The organism is Paenibacillus sp. LBL (assembly GCF_029893715.1).
GTDB lineage: Bacteria > Bacillota > Bacilli > Paenibacillales > Paenibacillaceae > Paenibacillus_AQ > Paenibacillus_AQ glucanolyticus.
This window is the reverse complement of the sequence record NZ_JARXYU010000016.1, coordinates 28,900-45,530: the sequence shown is the minus strand read 5'-3', so window position 1 is coordinate 45,530 and position 16,631 is coordinate 28,900. Positions and strand designations below refer to the sequence as shown.

The 16,631-nt window shown below is 43.4% G+C and carries 15 protein-coding genes; 1 reads left to right on the top strand and 14 read right to left on the bottom strand.

Going from position 1 to position 16,631, the window contains the following annotated elements:
• Window positions 1–121: 121 nt before the first annotated feature.
• From secA to M2277_RS25160, 3 genes are all read right to left on the bottom strand, one after another.
• Complete coding sequence (gene secA, locus M2277_RS25170; protein WP_006213040.1) at window positions 122–2,635, bottom strand: preprotein translocase subunit SecA; 2,514 nt, start codon at window positions 2,633–2,635, stop codon at window positions 122–124.
• Between the two features lie 476 nt (window positions 2,636–3,111).
• A complete protein-coding gene (gene hpf, locus M2277_RS25165) occupies window positions 3,112–3,678 on the bottom strand; it encodes a ribosome hibernation-promoting factor, HPF/YfiA family (RefSeq protein WP_006213041.1) in 567 nt (188 codons plus the stop codon).
• A 197-nt stretch (window positions 3,679–3,875) separates the two neighbouring features.
• A complete protein-coding gene (locus M2277_RS25160) occupies window positions 3,876–4,073 on the bottom strand; it encodes a cold shock domain-containing protein (protein WP_006213042.1) in 198 nt (65 codons plus the stop codon).
• A 660-nt stretch (window positions 4,074–4,733) separates the two neighbouring features.
• Here M2277_RS25160 and M2277_RS25155 point away from each other — a divergent pair.
• Window positions 4,734–6,662, top strand: coding sequence for a glycosyltransferase (locus M2277_RS25155; RefSeq protein WP_280755894.1), 1,929 nt, complete (start codon window positions 4,734–4,736; stop codon window positions 6,660–6,662).
• A gap of 67 nt (window positions 6,663–6,729) precedes the next feature.
• On the opposite strand, the gene M2277_RS25150 is transcribed toward M2277_RS25155, so the two are convergent.
• The 11 genes from M2277_RS25150 to flgK form a co-directional block, all read right to left on the bottom strand.
• Window positions 6,730–9,636, bottom strand: coding sequence for an IPT/TIG domain-containing protein (locus M2277_RS25150; protein ID WP_280755893.1), 2,907 nt, complete (start codon window positions 9,634–9,636; stop codon window positions 6,730–6,732).
• 50 nt (window positions 9,637–9,686) lie between these two features.
• Complete coding sequence (locus M2277_RS25145) at window positions 9,687–10,052, bottom strand: hypothetical protein (protein WP_280755892.1); 366 nt, start codon at window positions 10,050–10,052, stop codon at window positions 9,687–9,689.
• Complete coding sequence (gene fliS / locus M2277_RS25140) at window positions 10,052–10,450, bottom strand: flagellar export chaperone FliS (RefSeq protein ID WP_280755891.1); 399 nt, start codon at window positions 10,448–10,450, stop codon at window positions 10,052–10,054. The genes M2277_RS25145 and fliS overlap by 1 nt, the downstream gene beginning before the upstream one ends.
• Window positions 10,447–10,797: a flagellar protein FlaG gene (locus M2277_RS25135; RefSeq protein ID WP_280755890.1), complete on the bottom strand. Its 351-nt coding sequence runs from the start codon at window positions 10,795–10,797 to the stop codon at window positions 10,447–10,449. The genes fliS and M2277_RS25135 overlap by 4 nt, the downstream gene beginning before the upstream one ends.
• Window positions 10,798–10,815: 18 nt before the next feature.
• Window positions 10,816–11,751 (bottom strand): flagellar filament capping protein FliD, encoded by a 936-nt coding sequence (gene fliD / locus M2277_RS25130; protein ID WP_280755889.1) that lies wholly within the window; start codon window positions 11,749–11,751, stop codon window positions 10,816–10,818.
• Window positions 11,752–11,919: 168 nt separating this feature from the next.
• The gene (locus tag M2277_RS25125; RefSeq protein WP_280755888.1) at window positions 11,920–12,726 is read right to left on the bottom strand and encodes a flagellin N-terminal helical domain-containing protein; all 807 of its coding nucleotides are present in this window, start codon (window positions 12,724–12,726) and stop codon (window positions 11,920–11,922) included.
• Window positions 12,727–12,836: 110 nt separating this feature from the next.
• Window positions 12,837–13,061 (bottom strand): carbon storage regulator CsrA, encoded by a 225-nt coding sequence (gene csrA / locus M2277_RS25120; protein WP_076324016.1) that lies wholly within the window; start codon window positions 13,059–13,061, stop codon window positions 12,837–12,839.
• Window positions 13,061–13,483: a flagellar assembly protein FliW gene (locus tag M2277_RS25115; RefSeq protein ID WP_076324015.1), complete on the bottom strand. Its 423-nt coding sequence runs from the start codon at window positions 13,481–13,483 to the stop codon at window positions 13,061–13,063. The genes csrA and M2277_RS25115 overlap by 1 nt, the downstream gene beginning before the upstream one ends.
• Before the next feature lie 51 nt (window positions 13,484–13,534).
• The gene (locus tag M2277_RS25110; protein ID WP_280755887.1) at window positions 13,535–14,101 is read right to left on the bottom strand and encodes a DUF6470 family protein; all 567 of its coding nucleotides are present in this window, start codon (window positions 14,099–14,101) and stop codon (window positions 13,535–13,537) included.
• Window positions 14,102–14,135: 34 nt separating this feature from the next.
• Window positions 14,136–15,032, bottom strand: a complete 897-nt coding sequence (gene flgL, locus M2277_RS25105; protein WP_280755886.1) for a flagellar hook-associated protein FlgL — start codon at window positions 15,030–15,032, stop codon at window positions 14,136–14,138.
• 15 nt (window positions 15,033–15,047) lie between these two features.
• On the bottom strand, window positions 15,048–16,610 hold the full coding sequence (gene flgK / locus M2277_RS25100) for a flagellar hook-associated protein FlgK (RefSeq protein ID WP_280755885.1): 1,563 nt from the start codon (window positions 16,608–16,610) through the stop codon (window positions 15,048–15,050).
• Window positions 16,611–16,631: the final 21 nt, after the last annotated feature.

Sequence of the window (16,631 nt, the reverse complement as noted above, 5' to 3'; positions counted from 1 at the left end):
TTAAGCGCAGCAGAGGTTTCGGATCGCTGTGGATAAGACCACAATGACCGGTTCATCTGCTGCTCTTAAGGGAGTTGAAAAATCAGCGCCTATACACAAGGCCGTTTTATGAAAATGTAGCTTAAGCGTTCTGTCCGTGGCAGTGCTTATACTTCTTGCCGCTGCCGCAAGGACATGCATCGTTCCGGCCGATCTGTTCAGCTACTTGCACTGGACGCTTCTCGGCTGGCTCGCTGCTGCTGTTCGTGGATACCTTGTTCTCCTCCACGACAGCCTGACGCTCCTGGTTCGTTGCGATCTGCGCCTTCATGATGTACGTTGCCACTTCCTCTTGAATCGTAGCGATCATGGCATTAAACATCTCAAAGCCTTCGAACTGGTATTCGCGAAGCGGATCGGTACCGCCGTATGCACGGAGATGGATACCTTGACGCAGTTGATCCATCGCATCGATGTGATCCATCCACTTGCTGTCTACCGCACGCAGCACGATAACTTTCTCGAACTCGCGTACCATCTCTTCACCAATCGCCTCTTCACGTTCTGCATACTTCTTCATCACGCGCTCAAAGATAAATTCCGTGATTTCTTCCGATTCTTTGCCCCACAGATCTTCGCGGGTAATTGCACCCTCGTCCAGCAGCTTGCTGTTAACGAAGTCTGCCACTTCTTGCAGTTCCCAGTTCTCCGGAATATCATCGCTGCAGTGAGCCTGAACAACCCGTTCAATGACCGGCTTCATCATCTCAACAACGATTTGCTTAATGTCTTGGGACTCCAGAATCTCGCGGCGTTGTTTGTAAATGATCTCACGCTGCTGGTTCATCACGTCATCATATTGAAGAACGACTTTACGCATGTCGAAGTTATTGCCCTCAACCCGCTTCTGCGCGGATTCAACCGCACGGGTAATCATCTTGCTCTCGATCGGCTGATCTTCTTCAAAGCCAAGACGCTCCATCATGTTCAGAACGTTGTCTGTACCAAAACGTTTCATCAGTTCATCGCCCAGGGACAAATAGAACTGAGTGGATCCTGGGTCACCTTGACGACCGGCACGACCACGCAGCTGGTTATCGATCCGGCGCGATTCGTGACGCTCCGTACCGATAATGTGAAGTCCGCCAATATTCTGCACGCCTTCACCCAGCAAAATATCCGTACCGCGTCCCGCCATATTCGTCGCGATCGTTACAGATCCCGGCTGACCGGCGCGTGAGATGATTTCCGCTTCCTCTGCATGGTACTTCGCATTCAGAACTTTATGCTGAATGCCTTTGCGTTTCAGCATTTCCGATAAACGCTCGGAGTTCTCAATCGAAACCGTACCCACCAGGATCGGTTGATTCTTTTTATGACGTTCCACGATCTCCGTAACAACTGCCTTGAACTTGCCTTCTTCGCTCTTATAGACAACATCCGGCATGTCGTTACGCTGATTCGGTTTGTTTGTAGGAATCTGGAGCACTTCAAGACCATAAATCTTCTTGAACTCTTCTTCCTCTGTCTTCGCTGTACCGGTCATACCTGCCAGCTTGCGATACATACGGAAGTAGTTCTGGAAAGTAATCGTCGCCAGTGTCATGCTCTCGTTCTGAACCTCGATGCCTTCCTTCGCTTCAATCGCCTGGTGAAGACCGTCGCTATAGCGGCGTCCTGCCATCAAGCGGCCCGTGAATTCGTCCACGATAACCACTTCGTCGTCGGTGACAACGTAATCCACGTCGCGGCGCATAATCACGTTCGCTTTCAGCGCTTGTACAATGTGGTGGTTCAGTGTTACATGGTTCTGGTCATACAGGTTTTCGATACCGAAGGAACGCTCCGCCTGGGCAACACCCTTTTCTGTCAGAGCTACGGATTTGACCTTAATATCTACGGTATAATCCTCTTCTGCCGTCAGGCGCTTCACGAAGCGATCCGCTGCAAAATACAGCTCGGTCGATTTCTGAGCTTGTCCCGAGATGATAAGCGGCGTACGCGCTTCGTCAACCAGGATGGAGTCCACTTCATCAATGATACAGAAATAGAGTGGACGCTGAACCATCTGCTCTTTGTAGAGGACCATGTTGTCACGCAGATAGTCAAAGCCGAACTCGTTATTCGTTCCGTACGTAATATCGCATGCATAAGCATGCTGTTTATCCGGGTGTTCCATACCGCTCAGGTTAACCCCAACGGTTAGACCCAGGAAGTTATATATTTGCGCCATTTCCTGGCTGTCACGCTGTGCCAAATAATCATTGACGGTTACAACGTGAACCCCTTTGCCAAGCAGGGCATTTAAGTAAACCGGCAGCGTACCCACAAGGGTCTTACCTTCACCGGTCTTCATCTCTGCAATTCTGCCTTCGTGGAGGGCCATTCCTCCGACCAGCTGTACGTCGTAGTGACGCTTGCCGAGTGTTCGTCTGGAAGCCTCACGGACTGTCGCAAACGCTTCGGGAAGCAGTTCCTCCAGCGTCTCACCTTTCTCGATCCGCGCACGGAACTCCTCGGTTTTCGCTTGCAGCTGCTCATCGGAGAGCTTCTCAAAATCCGGTTCCATTTTGTTGATTACATCGACCGTCTTCATGAGACGTTTGACATCACGCTCGTTGGTGTCGCCGAAAATCTTTTTGACAAGTCCTAGCATGGTTAACCCCTTTCGTGCAAAACAAGTGATAGAATCAACTTCATTAAATGCCAAAGGGTTAAATGATGAAATCGATTCATTGATTCCTTATGATGGTCCCATTTCATGCAGGCTAAAAAGCCTGTCCCGTAAAATGAGGGTTTGCATAAATTGTAACAGTTTGTAAGGGATGCCGCAACAATATGTGCTTTCACAAGAGATGTCTGTTACGTGAAGCCCTACTCTATGAGACGCGAAGACGTCCTGAAAAGTTGCGTGGAGCATTTACCCAGTCGTCGGCAATGGGATTATATTCATTATAGTAGCAAAACTCTACATCTAAATAGGTGTAAAATAGACGTCCATATATCCAAATAAAGAGCCCCACCCGCTAACGCGGATGAAGGCTCATCTTACAATTTCAATTTCATTTAAACCGTTTTAATGTCGAACCGAACCTGGCGCCTCTGCATTCCTTGAGGAATACCGCTTGAGACTTAGTCCCGCTCGATCAATCCGTACTTGCCGTCATCACGCTTGTAGACGACATTTACTTCTTGTGTGTCAATGTTGGAAAATACGAAAAAATTATGGCCTACCATGTTCATCTGCAGGATCGCTTCTTCCACGTCCATGGGCTTCATGGTAAAACGTTTCGTACGGACTACTTCGTAGTTGTCCTCGTCGTACTCCACTTGCTCTGCATCCATTTGACTGGTTGCCGCTGCCCCGTTCTCCGCAATGAGCGTCTTCAGTCCGCCTTCTTGCTTGATCTTGCGGTTCAGCTTGGTTTTGTGCTTGCGAATCTGACGTTCCAACTTGTCCACAACGGCATCAATGGAAGCGTACATATCGTCGCTTCGGTCTTCCGCACGCAGTACCACGCCTGTGAGCGGAATGGTCACTTCCACCGTGTGCAATCCTCGAATGACACTGAGTGTAACGTATCCTTCGGAGGTGGGGGGTGCATCAAAATACTTATCTAGCCTGCTGAGTTTCTTGTCAACATAGTCTTTCAAAGCATCGGTCACATCAATTTGTTGACCTCGGATAGTGAATTGCATTGGGCACTCCTCCTTTGCACCTTCATTATAGCATTTTGTTAAGCCCATGTAAAAAGACAAAATTGTGAATTTTAGCACAATATTTATCGGAGGTCGGATACAAAAAAAAGACCCCGGAAGTTCCGGAGTCTTGGGCTAGCGAATCTCCAATTGTTAACCATCAATACCGTTTATGTAGGTCGGCTATGCCGGGATGATTAGATTTTGATTACGTTAGCAGCTTGCGGGCCACGAGCGCCTTCAACAATCTCGAATTCTACGGATTGTCCTTCTTCAAGAGTCTTGAAGCCTTCGGATTGAATTGCGGAGAAGTGTACAAATACGTCGCCGCCGTCCTCAGTCTCGATGAAGCCATAACCTTTCTCTGCGTTGAACCATTTAACTTTACCTTGCATGCACTAACATTCCCTTCATTGTCAAATAAAGTGTGACACTAATTGTCCACATTTCCGACTATAGCACCCGTCCAATCCAGTGTCAATTACCAAGAAAAAGGTTTTCTGCTGCAGAAAAAACAGAAAAATGTCGACTTGGCTTAAACACTGAGTTATTTAGTACTGCCGAAATATGCTTTATCAATAATTACCCAGCAGGGAGGGGGGGAAACATCTAATTGCCAATAAATCTGACAAAGGAATCAAGCTATGGTTTTCGCGCCCTCCAACCATCACCTGCCACTGAAAAATCCGTCTCCTGGAAAAAGGAACATTCTTCAAGAAAATTGGAGAGTCTGTACCTTTTTTGCTGTATAATCAAGAAATCATGAAAAGCAGGTGAAAGCGGATGAGACGCTGACTATATCTACGTCTCATCCGCTACAATCCTTTCCGCAGGTAAATCGGTTCTAGGATTCTCGGAACTTGTGCAATCCGGAATTCAGTTTAATGCTGCATTAGTTTGTTGAGAATACTTGCTTATGTTCCACCTTAAAATCGTGGAACTCGTCTACTTAATGAAACTGTTAAGTTTTTAAAAAGTATTTTTGGAGGAAATGACCTCCTCGAAAAGAACATTTAGAGTATAGACCATAGAATTATAGCTCAACAGGAGGATATATGGAGAATTTGATTTCATTGTGCATGATCGTAAAAGACGAGGAAAAGGTGATTTCACGCTGTTTAGATAGCGTGCAAGGACTTGTCGATGAGATCATCATTATTGATACCGGTTCCGTTGATAATACAAAGACAGTCGCTCGAAGGTATACTAACCATGTCTATGACTTTGAATGGATCAACGATTTTTCTGCCGCCAGAAATGCATCATTACGTAATGCCACCGGAAAATGGATATTGGTACTAGATGCAGATGAATACATGAACTCATCCGATATCGAGGGATTAATAACCGACCTGCAGGCAACTCCCACTGACAAAGATTCTCTTAAGTCATTCATGCTGCCTATCCATAATTTTACCGGACAAACCGTTGATCCCTCCAGAGTAATGATCTCGCAAGGGGCTCGAATATTCGAGAATCAAAAAGGGATATACTACAGCAACCCTATTCACGAGCAACTCACTTCGAATCACCGTAAAATTACATTTAATGATCTCCCTTATCCGATCTTTCACGACGGATACACAGAAATACGAGTCGAGAGTCACAACAAGACAGAGCGCAACCTGTCCATTCTAGAGTCTATGAAGACAGAAGAAAAACTTCGCGACCCTTACTTTTGTTTTATATTGGGAAATGCCTGTACGAGCGACAATCAACTGGAAAGAGCCATCCAGCTTTATCGAACAAGTATTGCTTCGAGCGCTCCTAGTCATTCATGGTATGTCCATTTGCTAGATAACTTAATTTCCACTGAAATAAAATTAAATAATTATGTCGAGGCATACCATCTCATTCTACAGGCAATGACAGAATACCCCGAAATTTCCGATTATTATTGCCATCTTGGTATTCTTTACGAACAATTCGGAATGTTTCAACAAGCTATCAATAGTTTCGAACAAGCTTTAGCCCTCGCCGAAATGGCGGTCCATCAAAATCGCCCCTATTGGAATGTTCAACCTTCCTACGGTTCTACAGTTCCGCTGCAAATGTTGTTCAATTTGCATGTTCAATTAGGAAACAAGACGGACTCTGTTCGATACGGTGTCCAATTGCTTCAAATTCAGCCTAAAAACTATACGGTTCTACAACAAGTATGGGAGCTGCTTATCCAGGCTGAGCAAGACGAAGAAGCCATTATCCGGTTGTTTCAAACGGTTTATCCTAATCCTAAAGCCATTGAATACGCCGCCTTATTCATCGTTGCACTACGAACCGGCTCTCGATCGCTTAGTTCATATTATCATAAGAAACTGGTAATAGATGTTTCTCCTAATGATGCTTTGACCTATCATTTACTACAACATGAAGAAAAACCGTTCAAACTTACGATTGATATGAAGTTAGATGCTTCTATCGCCTTAATGGCCGCCGTTCTATATAATGATCCACAATATTTAACAGCTATTACTGAATACCGGGATTCTGCACTAGAGCTTTGGACCCATCACAATGCTCTTCTAGCAAGTCCGGATATTCCTCCTCAATTAACGGATGCCGCATCAGAGTTGCTTGCTAAGACACTTTTCATTTTATTAAGATATTCATATAACGACATTTATTTTCACTGGCTTCAGTCGATGGCAACCGCAGATACAATTAATATACTTGCTAATCTAATGTACGAATTTGGCTACTATGAACCAGCAGTTGAATTGTATGCGATTCTATTGGATAATGAGGTATTATCTACGAAAGGTATGGTTTATATAGGACAATGGCATTTTATCAGTAATAATTCTGATGATGGCTATTTGTTCGTAAATAATGCGTTTGATCACGAAGAAGATTTATCTATAATTGGCTGGGTTTTTAACTATTGTTCCAAAAACCAATATGAACAGTTTCTTAAACGTTATCTCGAAGCTTTTCCTAACTTTATTAATCTTCCATTCTTGATACAACCAGCAAAGAATTTATAGTACCACCGAACAAAGAAGATCGGGTTGAGGTATTTACCTCAACCCGATCTTCTTGTGTTGTACGTTATTAATTATAAGTGTAAGTGACTGTATTGCTCTCGAGCGTATCTGGATTTACAACCCTCACTAAAACTTCACCAGTGTTGCCGATTGGAACTGTAACTCGGATTGTAGTCGAACTCGTGTATACGACAGTAGTCGCTTCTACAGATCCGAAATACACTTTTGGTTTATTCTTAAAGTTTGTTCCATAAATGTATACGACGTTGCCTGCTTTGCCTGTTACAGAAGAAAGACTGGTAATAACTGGAGCAACTGCGGCCGGAATATCTGTATAAGTAAATGCAAAGGTAGCTGATTGCCCACTCGATAAGCTCACAACTAATGGCACTTGTCCAACCGTTGAGCTAGCTGGCACTGTCACTCTTAAACTAGTTGAGTTTACATAAGCAGTGGTTGCATTGACACCATTAATACTTACGGCAGCGGATGTATCGAAATTGTTGCCGTTAACATAGATAGTCGCCCCGCCTGCACGGCTTGCACTTGCAGGAGAAATGCTAGTGATCTCCGGCAAGATTGGTAAGTACTCAAATCCGCCTGCCAATGTTTCCGTTCCGCCATCCTTATTCGTAACAGTAACATCAACAACTCCTGTCGTTGCTGTTGCCGGAACAACTATTTTAAGCTGGCCCGAATTAATATATGTTACGCTAGCATTTGTTCCGCCGAGGGTTACAGTTGCGCCACCACTAAAATTTTCACCATCGATATACGCAATGTATCCACCTTTGATGGATCCCTGATTTGGGGTTATAGCTGTAATATTAGGGTCAGAGATGATTGGCATCGTATATTCATAGCTTTCTGGTAACAACGCAGTTTGATCTTTATTCGATACTATAACATCAACTTTACCTGCCGCTGCAACAGCTGGTACAGTTAGGCGAAGGGTTGTTGAATTCACATAAGTCGCATTCACGTCATTTGTACCAAACGTAACTTTAGTTACGCCATTTACGAAATTGGTGCCGTTAACATATACCGTATTCCCGCCTGTTATCAAACCAGTATTCGGTGTTACTGATGTGATCGTAGGTGTCGGATATTCAATTGCGTTATAAGTATAGCTTTGTGGTTTTGTGTACACTGCTCCTTCAGCAGTACGAACGGAAACATCTACTGTTCCTGCTGCATCGCCTGCCGGAACAGTCACTCTCAATTGAGTTGCCGATACATACGAGGTTGATGCATCTTTTGAACCAATAACAACTTTCATACCGCTTTTAAAGTTGTTACCGTTCACATAAATCGTATTTCCACCTGTTACCACACCATTGTCAGGTGAAATCGAAACGATTTCCGGATCTGTTGATGGAGGAGTATCATAGGTAAATCCCCCTGTCACAGTAACGGTAGTTCCATCCGGATTCGTAAGCGTAACGTCAACTGGACCTGCCTCTGCGCCAATCGGCGATTTGACAGAAATTTGTTCGGACCCGTAGTAATAGAAGAGTGGAGTCGTTTTATCGCCAAATTTCACAGTCAGGCCATTCATGAAATACTGTCCCTTAATCGAAACGATCGTTCCACCTACAAGCGGTCCATTAGCGGGAGTTATAGAAGTAATAATCGGATCAGTCTTATATTGGTATTGCGCTTTCGCAACTTGATTATCTGGGTTTGTTACACTTACATCTACCATCCCTTGCTTCCCTGCAGGCACGGTTGCCGTAATTTCAGTGCTGCTGACAAAAGCTACATTTGTAGCAGCAGTAGAGCCAAATTTCACTGTTGCTCCAGACACGAAATTTTGACCTGTAATGGTAACTGTCTCACCGCCGTTCGGATGTCCGAAAGGTTCTGTTACAGCGGTTATTACTGGGGCTGGCAGTTTAACCGTAATATTTACGCTTGGAATGCTCTTCGTCCGGTTAGCTCCAGCATAATCTTTGTAAGTGATACTTGAGGTATTCAACGAAGCCGGGAAAGTGCCCGCTTTCATTTTATCGACTGGACGGATCTTGTACTTGAATGTTAATGCGCTATTTTTCAATTCATTGAATTTCCATGTCAATGTATTGCCTGTCACCGTAGGTTTAGGAATATTATCCTCGAAGGATCCAGGTACAATCTCAAAATCGTTACCAACTATATCTGTCACAGTAACATCATAAGCGCTCGCCATGCCAATTTCTTTAACGATAGCTGCATAAATTTGGTTAAGTCCTTTTGAACCAAGAACAAAGTGATGATGAGTTGCAGTGGTTGCCATATTTTTCATGAGGACGTTCGGAGCACTAGTAATAGGGTCTTCGTTAAGATTCAGAAGAGCAATTGTATAGAATATAACCCCTTCATCCTTTGCAGCTTGTGCCCTCTGAAGCGCGTAATCAAACGGATCAGTGTTCTTCGGCGATTCTGTCGCCGCTCCATCCGTCATCAGTACAATTACCGGCTGAGCTTCTGTACGGTGGTCAGCCAGCAATGCGACCGCTGCATCGATTGCATTCCCTGTAGCGGTTCCTCCGCCAGAATTAATTGTATTAATGTAGGACTTCGCTGCATCTTTATCCACCGTGAATGGAAATGAACTTGCGGGGGAGGAGAAATCAACAACCGCTACTCTATGTTTAGTCATATCCATTAGATCGACGAACCCTTTCGCCGCTTCCTTAGCATTCGTCATTTTGTCTTCCCCATTATTAGGGCCATACGTTGGGGCCATACTGCCCGATTTGTCAATAATAAGTACAACGTCATTAGGCATGACCACATTAGCAGGCGGAGTTCCTGTAATGTTGAGCGCAATTTCCGTTTCCTCTTGTGTTGTGATTTTTGTTGGATTTGCTGATTTGGTAACCGTTACATAATCATTGATCGCAGCCTCCCCTTGTTGCGGAGCGGCGATTAATCCATATAACGCGAACCACACAGCGAAGATTATCGTGAAGCATTGTTTAAACTTCTTCATAAGCATTTTCTCCTCTATTAAAAAGTAATAGCAAACGGTTCGATGTTTACTTATTGCTGACTATCGATAAAGTACCCTACATGCTGCGTATATTCGCCAAGATAGGCACTTTTAGATTTTCGACTCTCATTTATTCGGTTTAGTTCCATTCTCGCTGCCTGTCGTTTCTGCGCGAAGGCTTCATTATTCATCTTCTCTAATTTAATGCATTCCAGTAGAATGCTCTTATCCGACTCCGTATATGAGAAGCCATTCATTTGAGACAACTGATCGATCTGCTCTCTTAGTTGGGCTTGATCATATTGAAGAGAATGAAGCGATTCATAGTCCGCTTCATTCTCTAGATCCAAATCGCTTATCGCTCGAGTTATGTCCCTTAATTCCAACAACAAATTCTCCGCGGCGCTCGATTTCATTAAACTCCCACCTGCTCGCCATTCGAAATTAATTTCAGGGCTTCAGCCCAAGTGTCTCGAAGCTCGGTAAGAAGTTGGATGCAATCCTCTGCTGATTTAACGTCAAGCTTGACATTCGCTTCGAATAGTTTCTCATTGATATAGGTGTATAAGCTGTACAACTGCTTCGATATTTCATACTCCATGATTAGAGTCGATTGAAGTTCGTCTATAATGTTTTGCGCTTTCACGAAATTCAAGTGCTTGCCTTCCATATCATGAATCTCTATACTCTGAACAGCCAACTTTAAATACTTTATACAACCGGTATAGAGCATTAATGTGAGTTGACCCGGCGACGAAGTTTGAATTTTCGTATGTAGATAGTTGTATTGTGCCTGTAAGTTAATTTTTCTCACCTTTTTTCGTCAATGATTGCCCCAACTGAAAGTTCCTTCAATTTCTCAACAAGATCGATAAATTTCTCAGAAGGTATTTCGTGAATGACCTCTTTGTTCTTGTCCAAAATTTGGACAATTACTTGATTCGTGCTTTCATGGACTTTGAATTGAAACGAGTGTTCGGTACCTTGAGCTGCCCGGTTTGCTTTCTCAATCGCATTAACGAGGGCTTGCTCACTAACCGATAATATGGAATTCTTACTCTTTAACTTCAACTCTTGATATTCTCCACTAATACGAACAATTGGAACAGTTTCTTTTATCTTTGATGACTGAACTGGCTGCGCATGAGTTGTTATCTCCATTCCCTCACAGCCTTCCTTTTATGCAAATTGTTGTGATAACCAACTAGACTGAGCATTGCTTTGTGATATCGCCTTTTCCATTGCAGCGAACATTTGATAGTAGCGATCTTCACGTTTATTAAGTTGTTCGTTTTTAAACTCGACTTTGTTATCAATTTTGTTCATTTGATAAATCAATCCCATGCTAGTTACATTACCACCGCTTATCTTCCTCGTAACAGAGGTGACCGCTGTGTTCATTGCATCATATGCACGTTGAAATATCCCTTTTCCTTGAGTATCAGTACCTTGTGCCGAGAACAGAGAAATAACCGCTTCCGGGTTCTTCTCTACCGCTTCGCGCAGTTTGTTTTCGTCTAGGATTAGCTTGCTATTCGTTTCTGATGATGCACCAACAATGTACTTAGGCGTTGTAATTCCGATCTCACTCAATGTATCAAATTCGGGATCAACTCCCGATACTACCGCCGAAGTCAAACCTTTCAAAGCGCTTAACGCACTTTTCAAAGCATCATCGTTACGCAGGATCCCGCTCTTTGCTTTGGTTTCCCAGTTTTTAATATCCGTTTCGCTTAACGCCGCCTTCTCTTCGGAAGTGAGCGGTTGAAAACCACGGTTCACTTTTTCTGTCAATGCCCCGCTAATGGATGAAATCGTGTCGTTATATTTGCTTACAAAGTCTTTGGCCTTGGCAATGATCTCATCCGTACTTAAACGTACTGTGTTGCCATTTCCGTCAGATTTATTCCATCCACCAGAAAACCGCAAAGAAGATACCGATTCGCGCAAGGTAGAGAACTGTAAATTGAAGCTGGTATAACTCTCGACCTTCCATTCCATCGTCTGCTTCTTCTGTAATAGTTTGTTAACAGGGATTCGTTCAGCCTTCATGAGCTCTTTAATCATTGAATCGGTGTCTAGTCCTGAAGCTATTCCGCTAAGTCGTATTGGCATATGGATACCCCCTCTTGTTTATTGAATTGACCTCTAACTCTATATATCGAATGAACATACTATAAAATTTAGATTTGCATAAAATATATCTGTTCTATTTATGTTCAGCCTCTTACAGAAAAAGAGGTCCACAAATCTCGTGGACCTCTTCCGGTATCAAGCAGAATCTTAACGAAGCAATTGCAGTACGCCTTGCGGTGCTTGATTCGCTTGTGCCAGCATTGCCGTGGAAGCTTGTTGCAGGATGTTGAATTTCGTATACTTCATCATCTCTGCAGCCATATCCGTATCACGAACACGCGATTCTGCAGCTTGCAGGTTCTCGGCATTAACGCTTGTGTTGTTGAATGCATGCTCCAGACGGTTCTGGTAGGCGCCCAGGGTGGAACGAGCTGTGTTAACTGCTGTGATCGCAGCATCTACTACTCCACGTTCAGTGGCACCAGTCGCTTGGTCAGTAATGGTACCGAAAGTAAGGGTAGTAAGGTCAATACCAGACAAATCAAGAACGATTGCATCTGCGTCACTGCCAGCGCTTTGAATTGTAACATTACCAGCAGATCCGTCAAGCAGCGTAATTCCGTTGAACGAGAAGTTCGTCGCATTGCGTCCGATCTCGTCGCCTAATGCTGCGTACTCGAGTTGAATAGCTGCGATATCATCGGTGCTATACGTTCCGTTGGAAGCTTGAGTAGCAAGTTCCTTCATACGAGTCAGCATGTCGGAAACCTCGTTCATCGCACCCTCAGCCGCTTGAACCATCGAAATACCGTCTTGCGTATTACGCATACCTTGATTCATGCCTTTGATTTGCGAGCGCATTGTTTCAGAAATCGAAAGACCTGCAGCGTCGTCAGCAGCACGGTTAATGCGGAAACCGGAAGACAATTTCTCACTGGACTTGCCTTGTTGAATGTTGTTGAAGGACAGGTTGCGGTGAGAGTTCATCGCGTTAAGATTGTGGTTAATAATCATTGATTATTCCTCCTTGAAATATGGATTTCACATCCTTGTGAATTGGGCTTTTCGCCCTATAATATATATCGGAGCTATCTTAGGATTATTTATAGCAAACTTCAGATTTTTTATTGTTTTTTTATTGTTTTTAGTAAATTTACGTTCTTCACAGTTGCACTCGCTTCTAAATTGGTAGCCTGGACCTCTTCAGCAAGCTCTTTTCTCAAAATAGAGACATCCGCTGGCGCGCTGATTCCTAACTTTACGCTTTCTCCATCAATGGAGGAGACAAAAATTTCAATCTCATTGTTTATTAAAATGGTTTGCCCACGCTTTCGGGAAAGTACCAGCATTATTCTTCTCCCCCTTGTCCTTGATCATCCGCGAACAATGGACTGTTCGTCTTGTACGCTGTTTGTTCATGAAATACATGCTGTAAACCGACTTTTCTGGAAACATTAATAATGAGAGGAGCCAATAGATTTATTGTAGACGCTTGCTGGGGATCCCGGATAGTGACAATAGATAACACTAAAATTTCTTCAGGTCTTTCTGTATTCAATCTTTTCTTTAACAAATCACTTAACTGTAATTCATAGTTTTTATACCATTGAAATGGGGGCGTGACAAGAAAAGATAATTCCGGATTTTCAATGCTATTTAAATAGGCAAACGGCGTTTCTTCTACTGCTTCCATGACAAAAGTGTCCAATTCATCAAACCCTAGAATGCTTCCTTGGAAGGAAACTTGAATCCCGTTAAACTGACTAAGCATTTGATCGCCTCCTATAAAAAAAGCTACAGCCTATAAGCTATAGCTTTTTTTTCAACTATAAAAGTCATACTCATTCACCCACATACTCAGTGAATTTTTGTTTCTCATATAAATATTAGCAACAGCCGCTTCAAAGGATGCTTGGGGACGTTGCGGCGTATATTCAATTTGCGTAACTTGATCGCTCCACTGAACATCCAGTTCAGTTGGAGCGTAATGAACATCAACATTTGCAACAGAAGCTTGCCCATTATACTCAATGGTTGACTTCTCCTGGACTCGGTCTGCCATCATATCAGCAATCTTACTTCCCGGTTTTGTAAATTGGGCTAATCGGTTCCCTTCCTCCACAATTCGTGACACGTTGGTAAGGTACTCCTGATCCATCTGACTAAATACCATATTGCACCAGTCCAAATGATTCCCTTTCCCTAAAGCCATCCAGGCTTTTGAACTATCAACCGTCAACTTCGCTGGAGTTCGTTGAATGTCCATTTTTGCCGTTTCAGTCTCGATCTTCAAATCGCCGGGGGGAGACTCGATACTTAACTTCGCTTTACTCGTCTCTATACCGATTGAAGCATAGGTTTGGCGAATTGAAAGCCTTAATAAATCCATCTGCCTACCCCCGCTTCTCTATATAATAATATTATTATCGAAGATAGTCTAGCAAGCTTATCTGCATGATCTTCGCGCTAGTTGCTAGTGATGCTTGATACACGCTTTCATCTTGCTTAAGCTTCATAATTGTTTCAGCGTAATCAGCATCTTCTACCTTTGCTTGCATAGCGGTTAGATTTATCTCCAGATCGCCTAATCGATTGAAGATAAGGTCCACCCTGTTTGTCTTGGCTCCAATCTCTGATCTCGTCTCGTTAATCTTTGATGTGCGACTGGATAAGTTATCCAATTCTGTTTGAGCGGCAGCTTTATCACCGATAGTTAATGCAGCTTGAACTCTATTCAAAATACTGAATAGATTATCTGGGTCTGATGGTTCCCCAAATACATCTTGACCTGTAACGTTAATATTTAAGGTTGCCCCTTCTGTAAACTTATATGTGATTCCATGAAGATCTGTACCCTGAGTAGGTGCTAGAACTTTGTCGTATGGCGCTTGATCAGTTAACTGGCCATTAAAGATATACTTATCGTTAAATTTACTATTGCCTAATGAAATGAGTTGCTCGTAAATTTGTTTCAGTTCAATGTTAATTGCATCTAATGCCTCTTGGGGATTAGTTCCATTGACAGCATTAACAATTAATTCATTTGCACGTTGAGAAATCTCATTGACTTGTCCTATCACCGTGTCCGTATATTCCAACCATGACAGCGCCGTGTCCGCATTTTTCTGATATTGATCATTAAAAGACAATTCGCTCCGGTATCTTAATGAATATGTAATCCCGACAGGATCGTCAGATGGTTTATTTAACTTCATGCCTGTAGAAAGCACATTCATGTTTCCATCCATTCTCACTAGATTCGTATTGATATTTCGCATCATTTGCAGGTTCATCATACCTGGTGTAACACGTAAAGCCATGAACTATCGCCTCCTCTATCTACCTACAACGCCCATGCTGTTAATGATTTTATCCAGGTTTTGATCCACAGTGGTCATAAAACGGGAAGCAGCTCCATAAGAGTGCTGCAACTTGATCAAATTCGACATTTCTTCATCTAAAGAAACTCCGCTTACCGATTGTCTTCTGGAATCAACCTGATCTACTAGTAGCTGGTTATTATCTTGTTGTCTTAAGGCTTCCCGGCTCTGTACACCTAACTGCCCCATAACAGCTCGATAATAATCGTCTACTGTACCTTTCGTTATCCCATTGTTACTTGCTATGGCGTTAAATGTAAACGGCCGTTCTCTAAGCTGAGACATCAATAAAGCAAGCGTATTATTTCCTTTCACTACCTCATCACCATTAGTGCCAGCTACAACTCGCAGTGAGGAAGCAATTTTATTAGGATCCTGGACAATGGCATTATTAACGCTAAATGAGGCAGCCGTGATTGGCCCACCATCCTTCGAGCTAAAGAAGTCTCCGGCAGCCTGAGCGGGTGAAGTAAATAGATACCCAAGTTTATGAAGTCCATTCAAGCCTTTGACAGTTACTGTGGTATCCGCGGTTAATGTTCTTGTAGTGCCGCTATAGGTTACATTATTTAACACTGTTCCTTCAGGGAGCACCGATCCTGCGGGAATTGTAATCGTTACATCGCCATTTGCAATCGTATTCGCCAATTCATTTAATTGGTCCAGGTAATCTTTCACGATGCCATCTCTCGATTTAATGATACCGAACAATTCCCCGCTATTCAGAGTATTACCGGCATATGCGGTCTCTAGTTGGGCAGGGGTAACAGGGACAGCAGCGTCTCCGGCGACTAATTCAAGCCCGCCCACAGTAACCCGGTAGCCTGTTTCTTCCTCCACTACAGTTACATTTGCCATACGGGATAATTCATCAATGATGAGATCGCGCTGATCCCTGAGATCATTGGCGTTGTCACGAAAGCCCTCAATGCGGTTAATCTCATAATTCAGCTGAGCCACTTGAGTTGTCAGAGTATTAATATGATCTGCATTCACGTTAATCCCCTGAGTCAAATCAGCCTGCATATCCGTTATTTTCTTGCTGGTTTCGTTAAAGGCCTCCGCCATGGCTAAAGCATTTTCCCTAACGATCTTTCTTGAAGTTACGTTCTCAGGGTCTTTACTGAATTCAGACCAAGCCTTCCAAAAATTATCGATAACCGTTGTCAACCCAGACTCAGAAGGTTCGTTAAAAATCGTTTCCAGTTTAGAGAGTGTTCCTGCTTGTACTTCCCAATCACCAAGAGAGCGATTGGCGTTCCAGTATTGTTGATCCAAAAACTGATCTCTTACACGTTTGATATAATTAACTTCGACACCTGTGCCCAGTTGGCCAGGAGATATCGAGTTATACATTCCTGGCATAGCCAGCGGACGTGAAGCGATCAAACCTACAACTTGCCGTGAGTAACCAGGAGTGCTGGCATTTGCTATGTTATGACCGGTCGTGTTCATACCTGCCATCTGAGCAAAGAGGCTGCGCTTCGCGGTTTCAATCCCGTGAAATGTAGATACCATGTGTTCTCTCCTTAATAAGTG

Excerpts from the sequence above, each read along its gene's own strand:
- secA (WP_006213040.1), bottom strand. The coding sequence starts at position 2,635 with ATGCTAGGACTTGTCAAAAAGATTTTCGGCGACACCAACGAGCGTGAT.
- hpf (WP_006213041.1), bottom strand. The coding sequence starts at position 3,678 with ATGCAATTCACTATCCGAGGTCAACAAATTGATGTGACCGATGCTTTG.
- M2277_RS25160 (WP_006213042.1), bottom strand. The coding sequence starts at position 4,073 with ATGCAAGGTAAAGTTAAATGGTTCAACGCAGAGAAAGGTTATGGCTTC.
- M2277_RS25155 (WP_280755894.1), top strand. The coding sequence starts at position 4,734 with ATGGAGAATTTGATTTCATTGTGCATGATCGTAAAAGACGAGGAAAAG.
- M2277_RS25150 (WP_280755893.1), bottom strand. The coding sequence starts at position 9,636 with ATGAAGAAGTTTAAACAATGCTTCACGATAATCTTCGCTGTGTGGTTC.
- M2277_RS25145 (WP_280755892.1), bottom strand. The coding sequence starts at position 10,052 with ATGAAATCGAGCGCCGCGGAGAATTTGTTGTTGGAATTAAGGGACATA.
- M2277_RS25135 (WP_280755890.1), bottom strand. The coding sequence starts at position 10,797 with ATGGAGATAACAACTCATGCGCAGCCAGTTCAGTCATCAAAGATAAAA.
- fliD (WP_280755889.1), bottom strand. The coding sequence starts at position 11,751 with ATGCCAATACGACTTAGCGGAATAGCTTCAGGACTAGACACCGATTCA.
- M2277_RS25125 (WP_280755888.1), bottom strand. The coding sequence starts at position 12,726 with ATGATTATTAACCACAATCTTAACGCGATGAACTCTCACCGCAACCTG.
- csrA (WP_076324016.1), bottom strand. The coding sequence starts at position 13,061 with ATGCTGGTACTTTCCCGAAAGCGTGGGCAAACCATTTTAATAAACAAT.
- M2277_RS25115 (WP_076324015.1), bottom strand. The coding sequence starts at position 13,483 with ATGCTTAGTCAGTTTAACGGGATTCAAGTTTCCTTCCAAGGAAGCATT.
- M2277_RS25110 (WP_280755887.1), bottom strand. The coding sequence starts at position 14,101 with ATGGATTTATTAAGGCTTTCAATTCGCCAAACCTATGCTTCAATCGGT.
- flgL (WP_280755886.1), bottom strand. The coding sequence starts at position 15,032 with ATGGCTTTACGTGTTACACCAGGTATGATGAACCTGCAAATGATGCGA.
- flgK (WP_280755885.1), bottom strand. The coding sequence starts at position 16,610 with ATGGTATCTACATTTCACGGGATTGAAACCGCGAAGCGCAGCCTCTTT.